This is a genomic window from Asticcacaulis sp. AND118 (genome assembly GCF_020535245.1).
GTDB lineage: Bacteria > Pseudomonadota > Alphaproteobacteria > Caulobacterales > Caulobacteraceae > Asticcacaulis.
The window spans coordinates 212,641-229,787 of sequence record NZ_CP084910.1 but is presented as its reverse complement, the minus strand read 5'-3'; the positions used below and the strand labels follow the sequence as shown (position 1 = coordinate 229,787).

The window sequence follows — 17,147 nt, the reverse complement described above, 5'->3', positions numbered from 1 at the left end:
TATACTTATGGCTAGGCGGCGGCGCGCGTTTCGGTCAGGGCCTTGAGGCGCGACAGGCCTTTTTCGAAGTCGGCCCCGATCATCTTGTCCATATTGAAGATCAGACCGAACAGACGCGACATGAAGGGCGACGGACCGTACATGGCCCAGGTCACAACGGTGCCGCCATTCTGCGGTTGCAGGCTGAACTCGGCGGTGTTGGTGGCGGTGATCGGCTTGATGAAATCGAGCCGGATGACCAGCTTGTTCGGCACACGGGCCTCGGTGATGGTCATGCGGCCCTGCCCCGCCTTGGCATTGTCCGATGCCCATGCGTAGACCGAGCCGGTGCCGGTAGCCGGACCGCTGTAGGTGCGGCGTAGCTCCGGGTCGATATCCTCCCACGGCGACCATTTTTGCCAGCGGCGCAGGTCTTCAAGCTCGGCATAGATAACATCCGCCGCCGCCGCGATGGTTTTGGTGCGCTGAAGACGGAAGTGACCGGGCCGGAAGGCGGCGACCAGCAGCACCCCCGCAATGACCAGTACGATAAGCGTGAGAATGACCGTCAACATAATGTCCCCCTATGGTTTTCGGCTTTTCAGATAGGCGTCCAGACGCTCGAAGTTCTGTTCGTTGGCCTGCGGAATAAAGGTCTTGAGCAGTTCTTCGTGTTCCGAAGGTGCAAAATCCATGCGCCAGATCATGTCAGTATGGTCGCCATCAGCCACATACTCGATCGACATGCGGAATTCGTGCGTCGGCTGGATGTGGTCGAAAACGATGCGCTCGTTCTCGACGATCTCGACAAAGCGCTTGTGATTGTCGTGGTCGCGTCCGTCCGGTCCGTGCATGACGATGCGAAACTCGCCGCCTTCACGGAAATCGAACACCGGAACGGAGCTGGTGAAACCGTCCGGGCCCCACCACTGCGTCAGATGCGCCGGATCGGCGAACAGGGCGAACAGTTCCTGAGGCGACGCGGCAAAGCGGTGCGAGGTGACGATTTCGAAGCGACCGTCTTCTTGTCGCGCAATTGATTCCGAAAACCGGTGCCCACTTTTCGGATTGCGCTCGTTCTGTTGTTCCATGGCGAGCGCCTCCAGCCGCTCGAAGCCGTCGGCCCAGCCGATGGCGAAGCCCTGATCGACCGCCGCCTGCACCCGTTCGGGCGAGAGCATTTTCGCGTGCAGGGTCAGGCGGGTGTTCGCGCCCTCTTCCTTGAAAGTAATAGTGACGCGGGATTCCGGCGGCAAACCCGACCCGCAAGGATGCACATGCGGCATACCCTCATAGACGAGGCGTTCCGGTGCCACGACCTCGATATAGGTGCCTTCGCAGGGGCAGGGCGTGCCGTCTGGCGCCACCATGCCGAGGCGGAAGCGGCCGCCGGGGCGCACATCCATCTCGCAGATTTCGTTTTCGAAGCCGTGCGGCCCCCACCAGCGGCGGACGTGTTCGGCCCTGGTCCACAGGTCCCATACAAGGGCGCGCGGAGCCTTGAAGGTGCGGAACATGACGATGTCGATTTCGGTGGGAAAGGTCACCTCGAAATCCGACAGCATAGAGGGGGCGCGGGGGGCGAGCGTGATCATGTCTTGTCCTCCCAATCCTTCTTGCCAACCCCATCCGCCTTTGTTTCGGGCGCGAGCGGCGGGGCCTGCGGTTCGGCAGCCTGAAGCTGTTGCAGGTAGATCTCCAGCCGATCGAGGCGAGCCTCCCACATCGCGCGATATTTGGCGAGCCACATATCGACCTCCTTCAGCGGCTCCGGTTCAAGCCGGCACGGACGCCATTGCTTTTCCCGGCCCCGGCTGATCAGCCCGGCCTTTTCCAGCACTTTCAGATGCCTGGACACCGCCGGCAGGCTCATGTCGAACGGTTCGGCCAGCTCGTTGACCGTCGTCTCCCCCTGCGACAACCGCGCCAGAATGGCCCGGCGCGTCGGATCGGCCAGGGCATTGAGCGTGGTGGACAGATGGTCGGGCGTGAGAGACATAAATTAACCGAAATGTTAAATAACTTATCGGTTAAATACCCGCGCGGAGGAGCGGAGTCAAGCGGCCTGTGGGCGATTTTCGGAACGTTTTACGCCGTTCAGGCTATTTTATTGAAACGTTTGCGGTTTTCAGACCATTCAGCGCGGGTCTGACCCCAGATATCGACCGCCACATCGGCATAGGGCGCCGGCAGACGGCCCGGCCCGCGATTGGTCGAACCCAAGGCCCTGGCCACGCCCTGCGATCCGGCGTTTTCCGGCGCGATGGTATGGATCACGTCCTCCCAGCCGAGCACGTCGAACACATAATCGACGCAGGCGGCGGCGGCTTCGGTGGCGTAGCCCTTGCCCTGCGCCGAGGACAACAGGCCCCAGCCGACTTCGCGCGCCGGCCATTCGTGCGGAAACAGCGGGCCGATGCGTCCAATCCATTCGCCCGTATCCTTGGTCAGCACGCTGAACATATGGAAGCCGTCCAACGCCCAGGCCCCGGCGATTGACCGCGTCACCCGCCACGTTACGGCGTCCGGCGTCACCCCGCCCAGATGTTCCATCACCTTCGCATCGGAGTGGAAGGCGCAGAAGGCCGGAAAATCCTCGGCCACAGGCGGGCGCAGGATCAGGCGCGGCGTTTCAAGCGTAGGACCAAGCGGCGATGTGCGGGGCAGGTTTGTCATGCCGCCCGACTTAACGCCGCGTATCGACCGAGACCAGTGACAAATCGGTTATCAGGGTTTGCGGCAGGTGGTCATCGGCATGCCCAGCCGCCCATAGGTGGCCTCTGCGCCCTTCTGCGAGAACTCGTAACCACCGCCGGCAAAGCGGCTCCCGGAGGCGCTCTCACCCCGCGACAGCAGCACCTGCCCCGCGGAGGAATCGAGCACCACCATCGGATTATAGGCATTGATGTACAGGACATTCAGCTTCGTATCGTCACCGCAACTCCACACCTCCGGCCCCTGACTGATGCCGCCCGGCGCACGAGCGGCGGCGTAGGACACCTTGAGGTCATGGATGCGCTCGGCATAGGCGGCTTTCAAACATTCCGCCGGGCTGCCCGCGCCGGCACAGGCATTGCGCTTGTCCAGCCAGCCGCGTTGGAGACGCTTCAGCGTGTCGCCGGGCTTTTCGCTCTCGGCCTGCCCGTAGAGCCGCGCCATTTCACGATCGAGCGCCGCCAGATTGGGGTCGGAACAGATAACCACCTCGACCCCCGGCGTCGATTTGGCGCAGTCGAAACTGGCCGGGCTGGCCACGGGCTTAGGCGGCTCATTGGGGTCGGGATCGATGCGCTCATTGGGCGGAACTTCGGCCAGCATCGCTGCCGTGGACCGCGCCACAGCCGTCGCCGGCATGGTCTCGTCGCGCGTGGCGACCTCCGGTTCGGACCGGTTGCACCCCGTCACAAACAGACACAAAAGCGATGCCGCAATCCAACGCATGAGACGCTCCTTCCGGCTTCGATTCTAGCCTTCCCGACGTAAAAAACCGCTCCGTTTTCACAGAGCGGTTTTCATTTAAGCCTTAGAAGTTCAGCTTAGGCCAGCGACGGATCGATCGCCTTACAGGCTTCGATCAGGCCCTGCACGCTTTCGACCGACTTCTTGAACATGGCCTTTTCTTCGTCGTTCGTGGTGAACTCGATGATGCGTTCCGCGCCATCCTTACCGATCACCACCGGCACGCCGACATAAAGGTCGTTCAGACCGTACTGACCCGTCAGGTAGGCCGCCGACGGCAGGACGCGCTTCTTGTCCTTCAGGTAGGAGGTGGCCATGGCGATGGCCGATTCCGCCGGAGCGTAGAAGGCCGAACCGGTCTTCAGCAGGGCGACGATTTCGCCGCCACCGCCGCGGGTGCGCTTTACGATGGCGTCCAGTTCGTCCTGCGTCAGGAAGCCGGCTTTCACGGCGTCCGGCAGCGGCAGGCCGCCCACGGTCGAATGACGGACCATCGGGACCATGTCGTCGCCGTGGCCGCCCAGCGTCCAGGCGTGGATGTCTTCGACCGAAATGCCGGTCTTTTCAGCCAGGAAGTAGGCGAAGCGCGCCGAGTCGAGCACGCCGGCCATGCCGATGACCTTCTGGGTCGGCAGGCCCGAGAACTTTTGCAACGCCCACACCATGGCGTCGAGCGGGTTGGTGATGCAGATGACAAAAGCGTTCGGGGCGTATTGCTTGATGCCTTCGCCGACAGCCTTCATGACCTTCAGGTTGATACCCAGCAGGTCGTCGCGGCTCATGCCCGGCTTGCGCGGCACGCCGGCGGTCACGATGCAGACGTCGGCGCCCGCGATGTCGGCATAGTCATTGGCGCCCTTCAGGGCGACGTCCTTGCCGAACACGGCCGAAGCTTCGGCGATGTCCAGAGCCTTGCCTTGCGGCACGCCTTCGGTGATGTCGAACAGGACGACGTCGCCCAGTTCCTCACGAGCCGCGATGTGGGCCAGCGTGCCCCCGATCATACCCGAACCGATCAAAGCAATTTTGGCGCGTGCCATAAGCATTCCCTTTTCAATCTGAACCCACAGGGGGCGACAAAGATTAACGGCCCTCTAAACCCGTTAAGGGCCGTTCGCAAGACCTTGCGATGCAACATCCCCGCGCTTTCCGAAAAGCGCATAACGGTTTTCGGATCAAAAGCGCGTTCTCTCAAACCCTTAGATTATTTTTGTGAAAAAATGATCTAAGGGATGTGATGCGCGAAACCCGCAGCCGCTATAAACACCAGACCTTAATTTTCCGGGAAGAGCGAACCCATGTCTTTGCTAAACACTCCTGAACTTAATGTCGATCCGCGCATCGAAGCCTCCTCCATCCTGATCGGCGATCTGAGCCTGTGTCAGGTGCGCTTGCAAAACGATGCACGCTTTCCGTGGTTGGTGCTCCTGCCCAAACGCGCGGGCCTGACGGAACTGACCGAACTGAGCGAAGCCGAACATGCGAATTTGCGAAATGACCTCCTTGTGGCCGAAGCATTGGTGCGCCGCGCCGCCGAAGAGTTGAACCGTCCGGTGACCAAGCTGAACATCGCCAATCTGGGCAATATCGTCGCGCAACTGCATATCCACGTCATCGCCCGCCACGATCAGGACGCGGCATGGCCCGGTCCGGTCTGGGGTTTCGGTGCGGCGGAGACTTTTACTTCCGCTCAGCAGGATGCCGTTGTCGAGACGCTGAAGGCCCTGATCTGACCTATTGCGACTGCATGACCACAGGCGTGGCCGCGCCTTCGGGGTCGATCATCTGGCCGCGCCAGCGCCCGTCCGGTTCGCGGCGCAGGTCGAGGCGGTAGCGTCCCTTGGCCGAGCCCGACTGATAGTCGAGGGTCAGGCGGTCGTCCGTCTGACTGGCGTTGTCGATCAGGCCGGAGCGGTTGAGCCCCACCCCGCCTTGCAGCGAACGCCACGCACCATCCACCTGCGTCCCGCCGCCGCGCAGGGCCAGCGAGACCAGTTTGTCGCCGGTCAGAGACGACACCAGCCAGTTGCCTTCGAGGTCGCCTGCACGACTCTGACGCGCCAGCAGGCCGGAACGGATGCCGGAATCGTAGCGCACTTCCGAACCCGTCTTCTGGCCTTCGTAATCGCGCGCATAGGCATCGACATTGACCGAAGCCAGAGCGCGCTGCGCAGGCGTCTCGACCGGCTGTCGTACGGTTTGCGGCACGGTCAGGGTCGGGGCAGCGGCAGTTGTGACCGGCGGCTTGACCGGCACCGGGGCGGAGGCCACGACCTCAGCCGCCTTGTCCGGCGTCGGCGCGCTGACCGTTTTGGGTTCAGTCTTCTGCGGTGTCAAATTCGCATTAAGGGCCGCATTGAGGTCGGCCTTTGGCGTCGGCGCGGCTTCCGGCGTGACGGTGGCCTGATAGGGGACGGGCGCAGCGGGCAGATCGAGCTTTTCCTCGACCTTGGGCGCAGCGGGCAGATCGAGCTTTTCCTCGACCTTGGGCACGGTGGGCTTCGGCGATTCCGGCTTAGGAGCCTCGGTTTGCGCCACCGTTGTCGCGGCCTTCACCGGCGCAGGGGCGGGCGCGCCATCGACCTTGATCGACGCACCGAACAGGTCGTTCACCGCCTTGTCAGCGTCGGAGGTCAGCGGTGAATTTTGGGGCGCGGAGGCCGCAGCCGCCGTCGTCACAGGCGGCATGATCATCGGCGCAGGCGCCTGGGACTTCGGCACATCCAGCTTGGCCTGAACGACGGGCTTCTCGACCGGCCTGACTTCGGGTCTGGCGGCAGGAGTCTTTGCGGGGGTGGTCTTCGCCTTGGCCTGAGCCGTCAGATTGCCGCTCTTGCGGCTACCGTACTTTTCGCCCTTGTCCGGGATGACGTAGGGCGTACCCTTGGCCGAAGCGGTGGCGGTGATCGTCTCGTCGTCGGCTTTCTTGTCGGTCTTTTTAGCGCCGGCCTTTTTCGAGCTGGCCTCGGCGGACTTGGTCTTGCTCGATTTCTCGGTGCCGGACTTGCCGAAGGCTTTCGACTTCGCCTCGCTCTTCTCGGCGGTCGTCGTCCTGACGCCCGCCTTCTTCTTCGACGACGTTTCGGCGGTTCTGGTGTCCTTTTTCGATTCCGCCGCCGCAGCGCTGCCCTTTTTCCCCTTGGACGTCGGATCGGCTTTTGCCGTCTTGTCCGCCGATTTCGCATCCGCCTTTGAAGTCGTCGTCTTCTTCTTCGTTTCGCCCTTCTCGGCCGCCGCTGCCTCCTCGGCGCGAGCACTGACGCGGGCCGTAGCCGCCGCCGTGGCGGCAAGCGCCGAACCGACCGGCAGGGTCAGGGCGGAGGACAGAAGCAAGGCGGAAAGAAGTTTGTGGGGCATAGGCAAACTGATCACGCTGAAAATCACCCGAACTACACTCTCTAACGCAGGATGGACGGAAGCCCGTTCGCCAAACAGGCGAAATATTACCCCATCCCGCCCCCACTTAAACGGCCAACCGGGGCCGAAATGCGGCAAGCGGCCCATCGGAACGCCGTAATGGCGCGTTTGTGAAGTATGCGAATGCGTCGCAAACGATGGCAAAATCCGCGCCCGGCCTGACACGCCGCGCCAAAAAGGCCTTCGCAAACGCGAAAAAGCGCTCCCCTGACCATGCGCTATGTTGACACGGGGCTGTCAAGGTCTAAAAAGCCCCGAAGACGCGGAAATTTAACCTTTTCCGTGCATCCAGAAGCGCGGCCTGCACGTACTTGCCGCGAGCACACCACCGGGTATTCTCAGGGCCACGCGAGAACAATGTCAAAGCCTCCCTCCACTGAATCGGCCTATCGGCCGCTTTCGCCGCACCTTCAGGTGTGGCGTTTCCATATCACCATGTTCACTTCGATCCTGCACCGGGCCACCGGCATCGCATCGGTCGCAGGTGCGGTGCTCGTTGCGGCCTGGCTTCTGGCCATCGGCCTCACGGCGTCGGGGTGCTGCCCGGAGGCCTATACGCTGTTCCTGTCGTTCGCGGCCTCGCCGTTCGGGCTGTTCGTGTGGTTCGGTCTGACGCTGGCCGGCTTCATTCACCTGACCGGCGGCATCCGCCACCTGATCTGGGATATGGGGCTGGGTTTCAGGATTTCGTCGGCCAATGCGCTGGCCTGGTGGTCGCTGCTGGGCGGCATCGTCCTGACGCTGGCCTTCTGGGCGGTTCTGTTCGCTACGGGCAAGGTGGTGCTGTGATGGTTGACTCCTATCTGAAACAACGCTCGGCCAAGGACTGGAAAAAGTCCGAAAAGCACGGCGCCGGTGAATGGCTGGCCGAACGCTGGACCTCGGTGGCGCTGTTCTTCCTGACGCTGTGGGCCGCGTGGAGCGCCTTCGGTCTCGCCAATCAGGGCTATGAGGCCGCGCTGGCTTTCGTGAAATCGCCCGTCAATGCTGGCCTGCTGGCGTTCACCTTCGTCATCACCATGTGGCACACCTATATGGGCCTGAACGCCAACGTTCTGGACTACTTCCCCAATTCGCGCGTGCTCAGGCTTCTCAACCTTCTGTTCTGTCTGGCGGTCGTCGTTGTGGCGCTGGGCGGCATCTTTCTGGCTTACAATTCTAGTTTCGTCGGGGCGTAACCATGACCTACAAGATCATCGAACACGAATATGACGTGGTGGTCGTGGGCGCCGGCGGCGCGGGCCTTCGCGCCGCTCTCGGCTGCGGTCAGTCGGGCCTGAAAACGGCCTGCATCACCAAGGTCTTCCCGACCCGCTCGCACACAGTTGCCGCCCAAGGCGGCGTTGCGGCCTCCCTCGGCAATATGGGCGAGGACAAGTGGCAGTGGCACATGTACGACACCGTCAAAGGGTCGGACTGGCTGGGCGATCAGGACGCCATCGAATACCTGGTCCGCAACGCGCCCGACGCGGTTTACGAACTGGAACACTGGGGCGTGCCCTTCTCGCGCACCGAAGACGGCAAGATCTATCAGCGCCCGTTCGGCGGCATGACCAAGAATTTCGGCGAAGGCCCGGTGCAGCGCACCTGCGCCGCCGCCGACCGTACCGGTCACGCCATGCTGCACACCCTCTATGGTCAGTCGCTAAAAGAAGACGTCGAATTCTTCATCGAATACTTCGCGCTCGACCTGATCATGGATGACGGCGTCTGCCGCGGCGTGACCTGCTGGAAGCTGGACGACGGCACCATCCACGTCTTCCGCGCCCACCTCGTCATTCTGGCGACCGGCGGTTATGGCCGCGCCTACTTCTCGGCGACCTCTGCCCATACCTGCACCGGCGACGGCGGCGGCATGGTCCTGCGCGCCGGCCTGCCGCTTCAGGATCTTGAATTCGTTCAGTTCCACCCGACCGGCATCTATGGTTCGGGCTGCCTGATCACCGAAGGCGCGCGCGGCGAAGGCGGTTACCTGACCAATTCGGCGGGTGAGCGCTTCATGGAACGCTACGCCCCGTCGGCCAAGGACCTCGCCTCGCGCGACGTCGTTTCGCGCTCCATGACCATGGAAATCCGCGAAGGCCGCGGCGTCGGCCCGCAGAAAGACCACATCTTCCTGCACCTCGACCACCTGCCGCCCGACCTGCTGCACAAGCGTCTGCCGGGTATCTCGGAATCGGCCAAGATTTTCGCCGGCGTCGACGTGACCAAGGAACCGATCCCGGTCATCCCGACCGTCCATTACAATATGGGCGGTATTCCGACCAACTATCACGGCGAAGTCGTGACGCTGAAGGACGGCAATCCCGACGCCGTCGTGCCGGGCCTGATGGCCGTGGGCGAAGCCGCCTGCGTCTCGGTGCACGGCGCCAACCGCCTCGGCTCCAACTCGCTGATCGACCTCGTGGTGTTCGGCCGCGCGGCGGGCAAGCGCGCGCCTGAGCTGGTCAAGGCCGGCACGGCGCACAAGGACATCGGCAAGACCGCCGTCGATGCGCACCTGGCGCGCCTCGACAAGTTCCGCAACGCCTCGGGCTCGACCCCGACCGCCGACCTGCGCCTCAAGATGCAGCGCGCCATGCAGGAAGACGCCGCCGTCTTCCGTACCGGCGAAACCCTGCAACAGGGCGTCAACCGTCTGGCCGAAATCTATACGGCGTCCTCGGACATCGGCATCAAGGACCGCGGCATGATCTGGAACACCGATCTGCTCGAAGCCCTTGAGTACGACAATCTTATTGGCCAAGCCGTCATCACCGTCAATTCGGCGCTCAACCGTCAGGAATCGCGCGGCGCGCACGCCCGCGAGGACTTCCCGAACCGCGACGACGAAAAGTGGATGAAGCACACCCTGATGTGGCTGGACGTGGACACCGGCAAGGTGACCGCCGACTATCGCCCGGTCCATACCTACACGATGACCAACGACATCGCCTATATCGCGCCCAAGGCGCGGGTCTATTAAGGGGAGTATGAACCATGGTTGAACTGACTCTCCCCAAGCGTTCGCAGATCAAGAACGGTAAGCGTTACAAGGCCCCGTCGGGTTCGAAGAACGTCCGCGTGTACAAGGTCTACCGCTATGATCCCGACACGGGCGAAAACCCGCGCTGGGACAAGTACGAGGTGGATTCCAAGGCCCACGGGCCGATGCTGCTCGACGCGCTGATCTACATCAAGAACAATGTCGACTCGACTTTGGCGTTTCGTCGTTCGTGCCGCGAAGGCATCTGCGGGTCGTGCGCCATGAATATCGGCGGCCGCAATACGCTGGCCTGCACCAAGGGGCATGACGAATATCAGGGCGAAATCACCATTTCGCCGCTGCCGCACATGCCGGTGGTCAAGGATCTTGTGCCGGACCTGTCGGGCTTCTATGCGCAATACGCCTCGATCGAGCCGTATCTGCAATCGACGACGCCGGACCCGGACAAGGAACGCCTGCAAAGCCCGGCGAACCGCGACAAGCTGGATGGTCTGTACGAGTGCATCCTGTGCGCCTGCTGCTCGACCTCCTGCCCGTCCTACTGGTGGAACCAGGACAAGTATCTGGGTCCGGCCGCCCTGCTACAGGCCTATCGCTGGATCGCCGACTCGCGCGACGATCACACGAAAGAGCGCCTGGAATCGCTGGAAGACCCCTTCAAGCTGTACCGCTGCCACACCATCATGAACTGTGCGCAAGTCTGCCCCAAGGGTCTCAACCCGGCCAAGGCCATCGCCGAAATCAAGAAGATGATGCCCGCGAAGGGCTAATCTCATCATGGGGGAAACGCTGTTTCCCCCATGTGCCCCCTTCCGATATCGAAAAAATTTGCTAGAGACGGCTCGTCGCAAATTTTTGCTTTCTATCCTGAGAGCCGAAGCTTTTGCTTCGGCTCTCCTTTATTGAAGTGACCGCCCATGCCCAAGATCACCTATATCGAATCCAACGGCAAAACCCACGAGATCGAGGTCAAGACCGGCAATTCGGTCATGGAAGGGGCGATCAAACACAATATCCCCGGCATCGACGCCGACTGCGGCGGGGCCTGCGCCTGCGCGACCTGCCACGTCTATGTCGACCCCGCCTGGTTCGAAAAGACCGGCGGCCCGTCGGTGATGGAAGAGTCCATGCTCGACTTCGCGCAGGAGGTCGAGCCGACCTCGCGCCTGTCGTGCCAGATCCGCGTCACCGACGCGCTGGACGGCCTGATCGTGCGCCTGCCCGAAAGCCAGCACTAAAATATTGATTAACCACGGAAAACACGGAAAGCACGGACTTTAGATCGCTTCCAGTTACACATAGGGCTTTTCAATCGATTTTATTCAAGGAATACACGAATACCGGAGGCGCTATAGAGCATAAAACGTCCGTGCTTTCTGTGTTTTCCGTGGTAAATCCCGATGGCTCCTACCTTCAAAACCTGGCTCGACGCCCTTAAACCCAAGCCCCTGCCCGTTTCGGGTCTGGAGCGGATGCGCAGCGCGCTGGGTGCCTGTCTGGGGATCGGTTTCGCCGCCCTCATCAGCCTGCTGATCTCAAAACAATTCGGCCTGTCGCCGTGGCTGGTCGCCCCTTTGGGCGCGTCGGCCGTGCTGGTCTTCGCCGTTCCCGCTTCGCCCTTGGCGCAGCCATGGTCCGTGGTCGGCGGCAATACGGTGTCGGCGATCATCGGCCTGATCTGCGCCAATCTGATCCCCGATCCGGTGATCGCCGCCTCATTAGCCGTCTCCTTTGCCATCCTCGCCATGTTCGCCAGCCGCTCGCTGCACCCGCCGGGCGGGGCCATGGCGCTTCTGGTCGTGCTGACCCATACGACCCATCCGTGGTTCGCCCTGTTCCCGGCCTTCACCAATTCGCTGCTGCTGGTCGCCGCCGGCATCGCCTTCAATACGGCGGCCAAGCGCAACTACCCCCATATCGCCGCACCCGCCGCGAAGACCGAGGACAACAGCCTCAAACGCGTCAGCGCCGAAGACATCACCGCCGCGCTGGCGCAGATGGACACGGTCATCGACATCGCGCCCGACGATCTGGAAAAGCTGCTGGCCCTGTCCGAGCGCCACGCCTATCAGCGCCTGATGGACCATATCCGGGCCAGGGACATCATGACGCCCGATCCCGTCCACGTCGAATTCGGCACGCCGCTCGACGAAACCTGGGCCCTGATCCGCCAGCACGATCTCAAGCTCCTGCCCGTAACAGACAAGGCCCGGCGGGTCATCGGCGTCATCACCGCCGACGACATGCTGCGTCAGGCCGGCGGTGCGCCCGCTGACATGCGCGAAACTCTCAAGGCGCTCGTCAAACGTACCCCGTCGCCCTATTCGGCCAAGCCCGAAGTCGCCGGTCAGCTCATGTCCGCCGATTTCAGGACCGCCGATCACATGGCCGATGTGGCAGCGCTGGTGCCCCTGTTCGCCGATACAGGCCTGCATCACCTGCTGGTCCTGGACGACACGAGACGACTTTGCGGCATCATCAGCGCGTCGGACCTGATGCGCGCCGTCTATCACGTTCAGCGCGACGTCGCCTGAAAAACGCCGCAATCCGCATCAATATGAACATTGTTCAAAATCAATCGGAGCGCGTCATGGACGACTTCCCTACCTCTACGCCACGGCCATTGAAGGGCCGATCAAAAGGCGCCAAATTCCTCGTGGTCTGCGCGCTGGCCGTGCTGATGGCCATCCCCGCCCTGCTCGTCTTCGCGCTTTTGATGGAGCGCACCAACCGCGCCGAAGGCGTAGCGCGCGAAATCGGCGATCAGATGGGCGGCGAGCAGGTCTTCCTCGGCCCGGTCATCCAGATCCCCTACGTCCTCGCCTCGCGCACCACCACCGACGACAAGGGCAACCGCGTGGTACTGGCGCAGGAAACCGGCAACCTGATCGTCTTCCCGCAGACAGGCAAGGCCAGCGCCTCGACCAAGAGCGAGGTGCGTTCGCGCTCGATCTTCCGCGTGCCGGTCTACACCTCCGACCTGAAGTTCGACGCCGCCTTCGACCTGAAAGACGTGCAGGCCGCGCGCCCCGGTGCGGTGCTGATGTGGGACAAGGCGCAACTGATCACGGGTGCGGCCGACTCGCGCGGCGCACGCAAGGATATTGTGGCCCAGATCGACTCCCGTTCGGTCATGCTGGCCCCTTCCGGTCCCGGTGTAACGGGCTTCAGCCCCGACGGCACCGATTTCGATCTGTTCGCCGCCCCACTGACGATCACCGACACCGCCGCGCCCCTGAACATCAAGGTCGCCATGACCTTCACCGGTACGCGCAAGCTGGGCATCCTCGCCTACGGCAAGTCGTCTGAAGCCACCATCACCGGCGACTGGAAGCATCCCTCCTTCGGCGGCGGCTTCCTCCCCGTGACCCGCGAAACCGAAGGCGCGACGCATAAGGGTTTCAGCGCCCAGTGGTCCGTGCCTTTCATCGCCCGCGGTCTACCCGCGGTCATCGACCAGAACCAGATGATGAGCCTCGGCAAGTCCGAACTGTCAGTCACCTTCGTCGAGCCGACCAATCCGTATCAGAGCGTCGGCCGCTCGCTGAAATACGCCCTGCTGTTCGTCGGCCTCGTCTTCCTGACCTATTTCCTGTTCGAAAGCACCTCGAAGAAGGAACTGCACCCGGCGCAATATATTCTTGTCGGTCTGGCGCAGATCACCTTCTACCTGTTGCTGCTGTCCTTTGCCGAGCGCATCGGCTTCGACGCGGCGTTCCTGGTGGCCGCCGGCGCGACCGTGACCCTGATCGCGGGCTATGCCGGGCTGATTTTCCATTCACGCTGGCGCTTCGTCGCGGCGCTGGGTGTGTTCAGCGCGCTCTATGCGCTGATCTATGTGCTGATGCGGATGGAAGACTATGCGCTTCTGGTCGGCGCCTGTTCGGCCTTCATCGTCATCGCCGCCGTCATGGTCCTGACGCGGAACATCAACTGGTATGGCAACCGGACTGAGGCGGAGTAAAGTCCAAAGCCCCTTACCTGATTTGGCTTCGCGGAATTCCATTTTTCAGGAAGGGGCTTTATTCTTCTTCCGCTGCCTCCGCCTCGCGGTGTTGGCGTTCAGTTTCTTCGTCGATGACGTACCAGGTGAACCACATCGCGTCGTCCATCTTGCCGCCCTTGGCCAGATAGGGCTCCAGCGCCGCCGGAAAGGCCAGCTTGATCTGTTCGGCGAAGTCGTAATGCGCTTTTAACTCCTCCCAGTCCTGAAGCGCCAATTCCTCGACCATGCGGATGCGCACCTCCCACGGCAGGTCCGCCGGGGCCATGCCCGCCGGATCGGTCTCCACCCAGTGACATTCGCCGATGGCGTCGGGGATGCGGATCTGAAGCTGGCCACCGAGGCTCATGAACCCGGCCCTGGTCGCGGCGCGGATGACGTCGGGGATATCCTTGATCTTCCACGCATATTCGTTGAAGCGGAAATCGGCCCTGGCCAGAATATCGGCGGGCAGGCCGGCTTCCATGGGCGGGGTGTCTTCGGTCATATTTCGAACTCTACCTGAATGGGGGCGTGATCCGACGGCCGTTCCCATTCGCGGACGGTGTCGTGGATGACGGCGGCTATAGGCGAGGTGATGCGCGCCTTCAAGGCCGGATTGATCAGCAGGTGATCGAGCCGCAGCCCGCGATTGGACTTGCGGAAATCGGCGGCGCGATAGCTCCACCAAGTGAACAGCTTCTGCGGTTCGGGCCAGAGTTCACGGAAGGCGTCGTGGAAACCGCCGGCCTCCATCAGATTGGCGAAGGCTTCCAGTTCCGGCGGGGTATGGCTGACGACCTTGAGCATCTGGCGATGGCTCCACACATCGTTTTCACCCGGCGCGATATTAAGATCGCCGGCGATCAGCAGCGGGGCGTCGGGATTGCGCGTCTTCAGATGCGCGGTCAGGCGTTCGTAGAATTCCAGCTTGTGTTCGAACTTGTCATTGGCTTCACGGTCGGGGACGTCGCCGCCTGCCGGAATGTAGAAGTTCCACACATCGACGCCAGAGACGTTGATCGCCTGCACGCGCGCCTCGCCGCGGCGGCAGAAGGGCAGGAGTTCGTTGGTCTCGAACGGCAGCTTCGACACGATCGCCACGCCGTGCCAGCCCTTTTGTCCGGCGACATGGATATGCGGATAACCGGCCTCTTCGAAGGCCTTGTAAGGGAATTCGCCGTTCTGACATTTGATTTCCTGCAGGCACAGGATGTCCGGACGGGCCATCTCCAGAAAGCGCAGAACCTGATCGATCCTCAGACGCACGGAATTGATGTTCCACGAGGCAACCGACAGACGCATGACCCTTATTCCTTAATTACGCACGAAAAAAAACCCGGTCAGAGGGCTGACCGGGTCAGATGTTTGGCACATAACACGAAGAGATAAAGGGAAAAACGCACTCAAGAGACGTCAAAGCCGCCGCATGCACTCCGTCGGGAGCTGTGGGAATAATGACACGGTTGTGGAAAAACTCAATGCACATTTCCGTGTTTTTTCGCGTGAGGCGTGAATTTTTCGTTTGCTCACCGCTCCGGCTGGTCTTCCATGGTGTGCAGGTCGCGACCCTTGGTCTCCTTCATGAAGATCAGAGCGACGGCGATGGCAGTGGCACCGATAATTACCGGATACCACAGGCCGAAGAACAGATTGCCTGAGCCCGCCACCATGGCAAAGGAAATGGCCGGCAGCAGGCCGCCGAACCAGCCCGTCCCGATATTGTAAGGCAGGGACAGAGCCGTATAGCGGATGCGCGTCGGGAACATTTCGACCAGGGCCGAGGCCATCGGGCCGTAAAGGGCCGTCGCGCCGACGGTGAAAACGAACAATACGGCGAAGATGCCGAGAAGATTGACGCGCGCTGGGTCGGCCTTTTCCGGATAGCCGGCGGCCTTCAATGCGGCCTTGAGGTCGGTGACTGCATTGGTTTTCAGCGTCGTCAGCTCTGCCTTCGACAGGGTGTCGCCGGACTGAACAGCGATGGTGCGATCACCGATTTGGATTACGGCGTCGGCTTTGTACGGGCCGTCTTCGTTAGCGTACGGTACGCCGAGACTGGTCACCAGCGACTTGGCGAGGTCGCAGGACGAGGTGAACTGCGCCTTGCCGACCGGGTCGAACTGCACCGAACATTGGCGTGCATCGGCGAAGATGACCACCGGTGTGCGGTTGACGGCGTCGTCCAGCGCCGGATTGGCGAAGCGCGCCATCAGATGGAAACCCGGCACAAAGCTCAGCACGGCGATGGCGATGCCGAGGATCATCACCGGCTTGCGGCCCACGCGGTCGGACAGCCCACCCCAGAAGACGTAGAGGAAGGCGCTGACGATCGAAATGCCCATGACCAGCAGGTTGACGGTGGTGGGGGCCAGCTTGACGCTCTTTTCGAGGAAGACCTGCGTATAGAAGAAGGTGGTGTACCAGACGACGCCCTGAGCGGTCATGAAACCGAACAGGGCGATCAGCACCTGACGCAGGTTGGACCACTGACCAAAGGCTTCCTTAAACGGGGCTTTCGACACATTGCCGCTTTCGTGCAGGGCGCGGAAGGCCGGGCTTTCGGCGGTCTTGGCGCGGATATAGACCGAAATGGCCAGCAACACCGAAGAGACGATGAAGGGAATGCGCCAGCCCCATTCGGCAAAGGCCTCCTCCTTGACCGCTGTACGCGTGAGAAAGACGACCAGCAGCGCGATAACCAGCCCCAGGGAGGCCGAGGCCTGAATCCAGGCCGTGTACGATCCGCGTTTGTCGGCCGGAGCGTGTTCGGCGACATAGACCACCGCCCCGCCGTATTCGCCGCCCATGGCGATGCCCTGCAGGATCCGCAAACCGACCAGCAGCAGGGGCGAAAGAATGCCCGCCTGCTCATAGGTGGGCAGGAAGCCGATCAGCACGGTCGCGGCCCCCATCAGCAGGATCGTATAGAGGAAGGTGCCCTTGCGCCCTTTACGGTCGCCGATGTGGCCGAACAACAGCGCGCCGAAGGGCCGCGACAGAAAGCCCAGCGCGAAGGTCAAAAGCGCCAGGATCATGCCGGTGGTGTCGTCGAGCCCTGTGAAGAAGTTCTTCGTAATGATCGAGGTCAGGGCCCCGAAGATGAAGAAGTCGTACCATTCGAAGGTCGTACCGGCGGCGGAGGCCGCGACGATGGTCCGGAGGTTGGACTTGTTTTTGGCGACTTCGCTGTGGGGATGTGCTGACATCGACGGACCCTGATACTGTTAACCGTGTTATGTGTTGTTCTGCGCATTTGATCGAAGCCGCGCCGCCTGACAAGAGGGGTTCGCGAACGAAGGCGAACAAACGGTTTCGTAAGGG

Annotated in this window: 18 protein-coding genes; 8 read left to right on the top strand and 10 right to left on the bottom strand. The window is 62.0% G+C overall.

What is annotated here, in order from left to right; all coding sequences use genetic code 11:
• Window positions 1-11: 11 nt before the first annotated feature.
• The 6 genes from LH365_RS01075 to mdh all read right to left on the bottom strand — a co-directional run bounded on the left by LH365_RS01075 (window position 12) and on the right by mdh (window position 4,478).
• A complete protein-coding gene (locus LH365_RS01075) occupies window positions 12-554 on the bottom strand; it encodes an SRPBCC family protein (protein WP_226744379.1) in 543 nt (180 codons plus the stop codon).
• A gap of 9 nt (window positions 555-563) precedes the next feature.
• Window positions 564-1,574, bottom strand: a complete 1,011-nt coding sequence (locus LH365_RS01070) for an SRPBCC family protein (protein ID WP_226744378.1) — start codon at window positions 1,572-1,574, stop codon at window positions 564-566.
• Window positions 1,571-1,978: a helix-turn-helix transcriptional regulator gene (locus LH365_RS01065; RefSeq protein WP_226744377.1), complete on the bottom strand. Its 408-nt coding sequence runs from the start codon at window positions 1,976-1,978 to the stop codon at window positions 1,571-1,573. Before LH365_RS01065 ends, LH365_RS01070 begins: the two co-directional genes overlap by 4 nt.
• Window positions 1,979-2,076: 98 nt before the next feature.
• On the bottom strand, window positions 2,077-2,655 hold the full coding sequence (locus tag LH365_RS01060) for a GNAT family N-acetyltransferase (RefSeq protein ID WP_226744376.1): 579 nt from the start codon (window positions 2,653-2,655) through the stop codon (window positions 2,077-2,079).
• A 51-nt stretch (window positions 2,656-2,706) separates the two neighbouring features.
• Complete coding sequence (locus LH365_RS01055; protein WP_226744375.1) at window positions 2,707-3,420, bottom strand: MliC family protein; 714 nt, start codon at window positions 3,418-3,420, stop codon at window positions 2,707-2,709.
• A 95-nt stretch (window positions 3,421-3,515) separates the two neighbouring features.
• Window positions 3,516-4,478 carry a malate dehydrogenase gene (gene mdh, locus LH365_RS01050; RefSeq protein ID WP_226744374.1) on the bottom strand — a complete coding sequence of 321 codons (963 nt, stop codon included), beginning with the start codon at window positions 4,476-4,478 and terminating at the stop codon, window positions 3,516-3,518.
• Window positions 4,479-4,736: 258 nt separating this feature from the next.
• Between mdh and LH365_RS01045 the strand changes: the two genes are divergently transcribed.
• The gene (locus LH365_RS01045) at window positions 4,737-5,171 is read left to right on the top strand and encodes an HIT domain-containing protein (RefSeq protein ID WP_226744373.1); all 435 of its coding nucleotides are present in this window, start codon (window positions 4,737-4,739) and stop codon (window positions 5,169-5,171) included.
• 1 nt (window position 5,172) lies between these two features.
• Here LH365_RS01045 and LH365_RS01040 read toward each other — a convergent pair whose 3' ends face one another.
• Window positions 5,173-6,795 carry a hypothetical protein gene (locus tag LH365_RS01040; RefSeq protein ID WP_226744372.1) on the bottom strand — a complete coding sequence of 541 codons (1,623 nt, stop codon included), beginning with the start codon at window positions 6,793-6,795 and terminating at the stop codon, window positions 5,173-5,175.
• 417 nt (window positions 6,796-7,212) lie between these two features.
• On the opposite strand from LH365_RS01040, the gene sdhC reads away from it, so the two are divergent.
• The 7 genes from sdhC (at window position 7,213) to creD (ending at window position 13,805) form a co-directional block, all read left to right on the top strand.
• Window positions 7,213-7,644, top strand: a complete 432-nt coding sequence (sdhC, locus tag LH365_RS01035; RefSeq protein WP_226744371.1) for a succinate dehydrogenase, cytochrome b556 subunit — start codon at window positions 7,213-7,215, stop codon at window positions 7,642-7,644.
• Complete coding sequence (sdhD, locus tag LH365_RS01030) at window positions 7,644-8,033, top strand: succinate dehydrogenase, hydrophobic membrane anchor protein (protein WP_226744370.1); 390 nt, start codon at window positions 7,644-7,646, stop codon at window positions 8,031-8,033. Before sdhC ends, sdhD begins: the two co-directional genes overlap by 1 nt.
• Before the next feature lie 2 nt (window positions 8,034-8,035).
• Entirely contained in the window at window positions 8,036-9,820 is a 1,785-nt protein-coding gene (gene sdhA, locus LH365_RS01025) for a succinate dehydrogenase flavoprotein subunit (protein WP_226744369.1), read from the top strand.
• A 14-nt stretch (window positions 9,821-9,834) separates the two neighbouring features.
• On the top strand, window positions 9,835-10,611 hold the full coding sequence (locus LH365_RS01020; RefSeq protein WP_226744368.1) for a succinate dehydrogenase iron-sulfur subunit: 777 nt from the start codon (window positions 9,835-9,837) through the stop codon (window positions 10,609-10,611).
• 147 nt (window positions 10,612-10,758) lie between these two features.
• A complete protein-coding gene (locus tag LH365_RS01015; protein ID WP_226744367.1) occupies window positions 10,759-11,079 on the top strand; it encodes a 2Fe-2S iron-sulfur cluster-binding protein in 321 nt (106 codons plus the stop codon).
• 162 nt (window positions 11,080-11,241) lie between these two features.
• A complete protein-coding gene (locus LH365_RS01010) occupies window positions 11,242-12,375 on the top strand; it encodes an HPP family protein (protein WP_226744366.1) in 1,134 nt (377 codons plus the stop codon).
• A gap of 56 nt (window positions 12,376-12,431) precedes the next feature.
• Window positions 12,432-13,805, top strand: a complete 1,374-nt coding sequence (creD, locus tag LH365_RS01005) for a cell envelope integrity protein CreD (protein WP_226744365.1) — start codon at window positions 12,432-12,434, stop codon at window positions 13,803-13,805.
• A 58-nt stretch (window positions 13,806-13,863) separates the two neighbouring features.
• Here creD and LH365_RS01000 read toward each other — a convergent pair whose 3' ends face one another.
• The 3 genes from LH365_RS01000 to LH365_RS00990 all read right to left on the bottom strand — a co-directional run bounded on the left by LH365_RS01000 (window position 13,864) and on the right by LH365_RS00990 (window position 17,032).
• The gene (locus LH365_RS01000; RefSeq protein WP_226744364.1) at window positions 13,864-14,331 is read right to left on the bottom strand and encodes a hypothetical protein; all 468 of its coding nucleotides are present in this window, start codon (window positions 14,329-14,331) and stop codon (window positions 13,864-13,866) included.
• Complete coding sequence (gene xth / locus LH365_RS00995) at window positions 14,328-15,128, bottom strand: exodeoxyribonuclease III (RefSeq protein ID WP_226744363.1); 801 nt, start codon at window positions 15,126-15,128, stop codon at window positions 14,328-14,330. The genes LH365_RS01000 and xth overlap by 4 nt, the downstream gene beginning before the upstream one ends.
• A 224-nt stretch (window positions 15,129-15,352) precedes the next feature.
• Entirely contained in the window at window positions 15,353-17,032 is a 1,680-nt protein-coding gene (locus LH365_RS00990; protein WP_226744362.1) for an MFS transporter, read from the bottom strand.
• Window positions 17,033-17,147 lie beyond the last annotated feature (115 nt).

Bases quoted from the DNA above. Each gene is read 5' to 3' on its own strand.
- LH365_RS01075 (WP_226744379.1), bottom strand. From the start codon at position 554: ATGTTGACGGTCATTCTCACGCTTATCGTACTGGTCATTGCGGGGGTG.
- LH365_RS01070 (WP_226744378.1), bottom strand. From the start codon at position 1,574: ATGATCACGCTCGCCCCCCGCGCCCCCTCTATGCTGTCGGATTTCGAG.
- LH365_RS01065 (WP_226744377.1), bottom strand. From the start codon at position 1,978: ATGTCTCTCACGCCCGACCATCTGTCCACCACGCTCAATGCCCTGGCC.
- LH365_RS01060 (WP_226744376.1), bottom strand. From the start codon at position 2,655: ATGACAAACCTGCCCCGCACATCGCCGCTTGGTCCTACGCTTGAAACG.
- LH365_RS01055 (WP_226744375.1), bottom strand. From the start codon at position 3,420: ATGCGTTGGATTGCGGCATCGCTTTTGTGTCTGTTTGTGACGGGGTGC.
- mdh (WP_226744374.1), bottom strand. From the start codon at position 4,478: ATGGCACGCGCCAAAATTGCTTTGATCGGTTCGGGTATGATCGGGGGC.
- LH365_RS01045 (WP_226744373.1), top strand. From the start codon at position 4,737: ATGTCTTTGCTAAACACTCCTGAACTTAATGTCGATCCGCGCATCGAA.
- LH365_RS01040 (WP_226744372.1), bottom strand. From the start codon at position 6,795: ATGCCCCACAAACTTCTTTCCGCCTTGCTTCTGTCCTCCGCCCTGACC.
- sdhC (WP_226744371.1), top strand. From the start codon at position 7,213: ATGTCAAAGCCTCCCTCCACTGAATCGGCCTATCGGCCGCTTTCGCCG.
- sdhD (WP_226744370.1), top strand. From the start codon at position 7,644: ATGGTTGACTCCTATCTGAAACAACGCTCGGCCAAGGACTGGAAAAAG.
- sdhA (WP_226744369.1), top strand. From the start codon at position 8,036: ATGACCTACAAGATCATCGAACACGAATATGACGTGGTGGTCGTGGGC.
- LH365_RS01020 (WP_226744368.1), top strand. From the start codon at position 9,835: ATGGTTGAACTGACTCTCCCCAAGCGTTCGCAGATCAAGAACGGTAAG.
- LH365_RS01015 (WP_226744367.1), top strand. From the start codon at position 10,759: ATGCCCAAGATCACCTATATCGAATCCAACGGCAAAACCCACGAGATC.
- LH365_RS01010 (WP_226744366.1), top strand. From the start codon at position 11,242: ATGGCTCCTACCTTCAAAACCTGGCTCGACGCCCTTAAACCCAAGCCC.
- creD (WP_226744365.1), top strand. From the start codon at position 12,432: ATGGACGACTTCCCTACCTCTACGCCACGGCCATTGAAGGGCCGATCA.
- LH365_RS01000 (WP_226744364.1), bottom strand. From the start codon at position 14,331: ATGACCGAAGACACCCCGCCCATGGAAGCCGGCCTGCCCGCCGATATT.
- xth (WP_226744363.1), bottom strand. From the start codon at position 15,128: ATGCGTCTGTCGGTTGCCTCGTGGAACATCAATTCCGTGCGTCTGAGG.
- LH365_RS00990 (WP_226744362.1), bottom strand. From the start codon at position 17,032: ATGTCAGCACATCCCCACAGCGAAGTCGCCAAAAACAAGTCCAACCTC.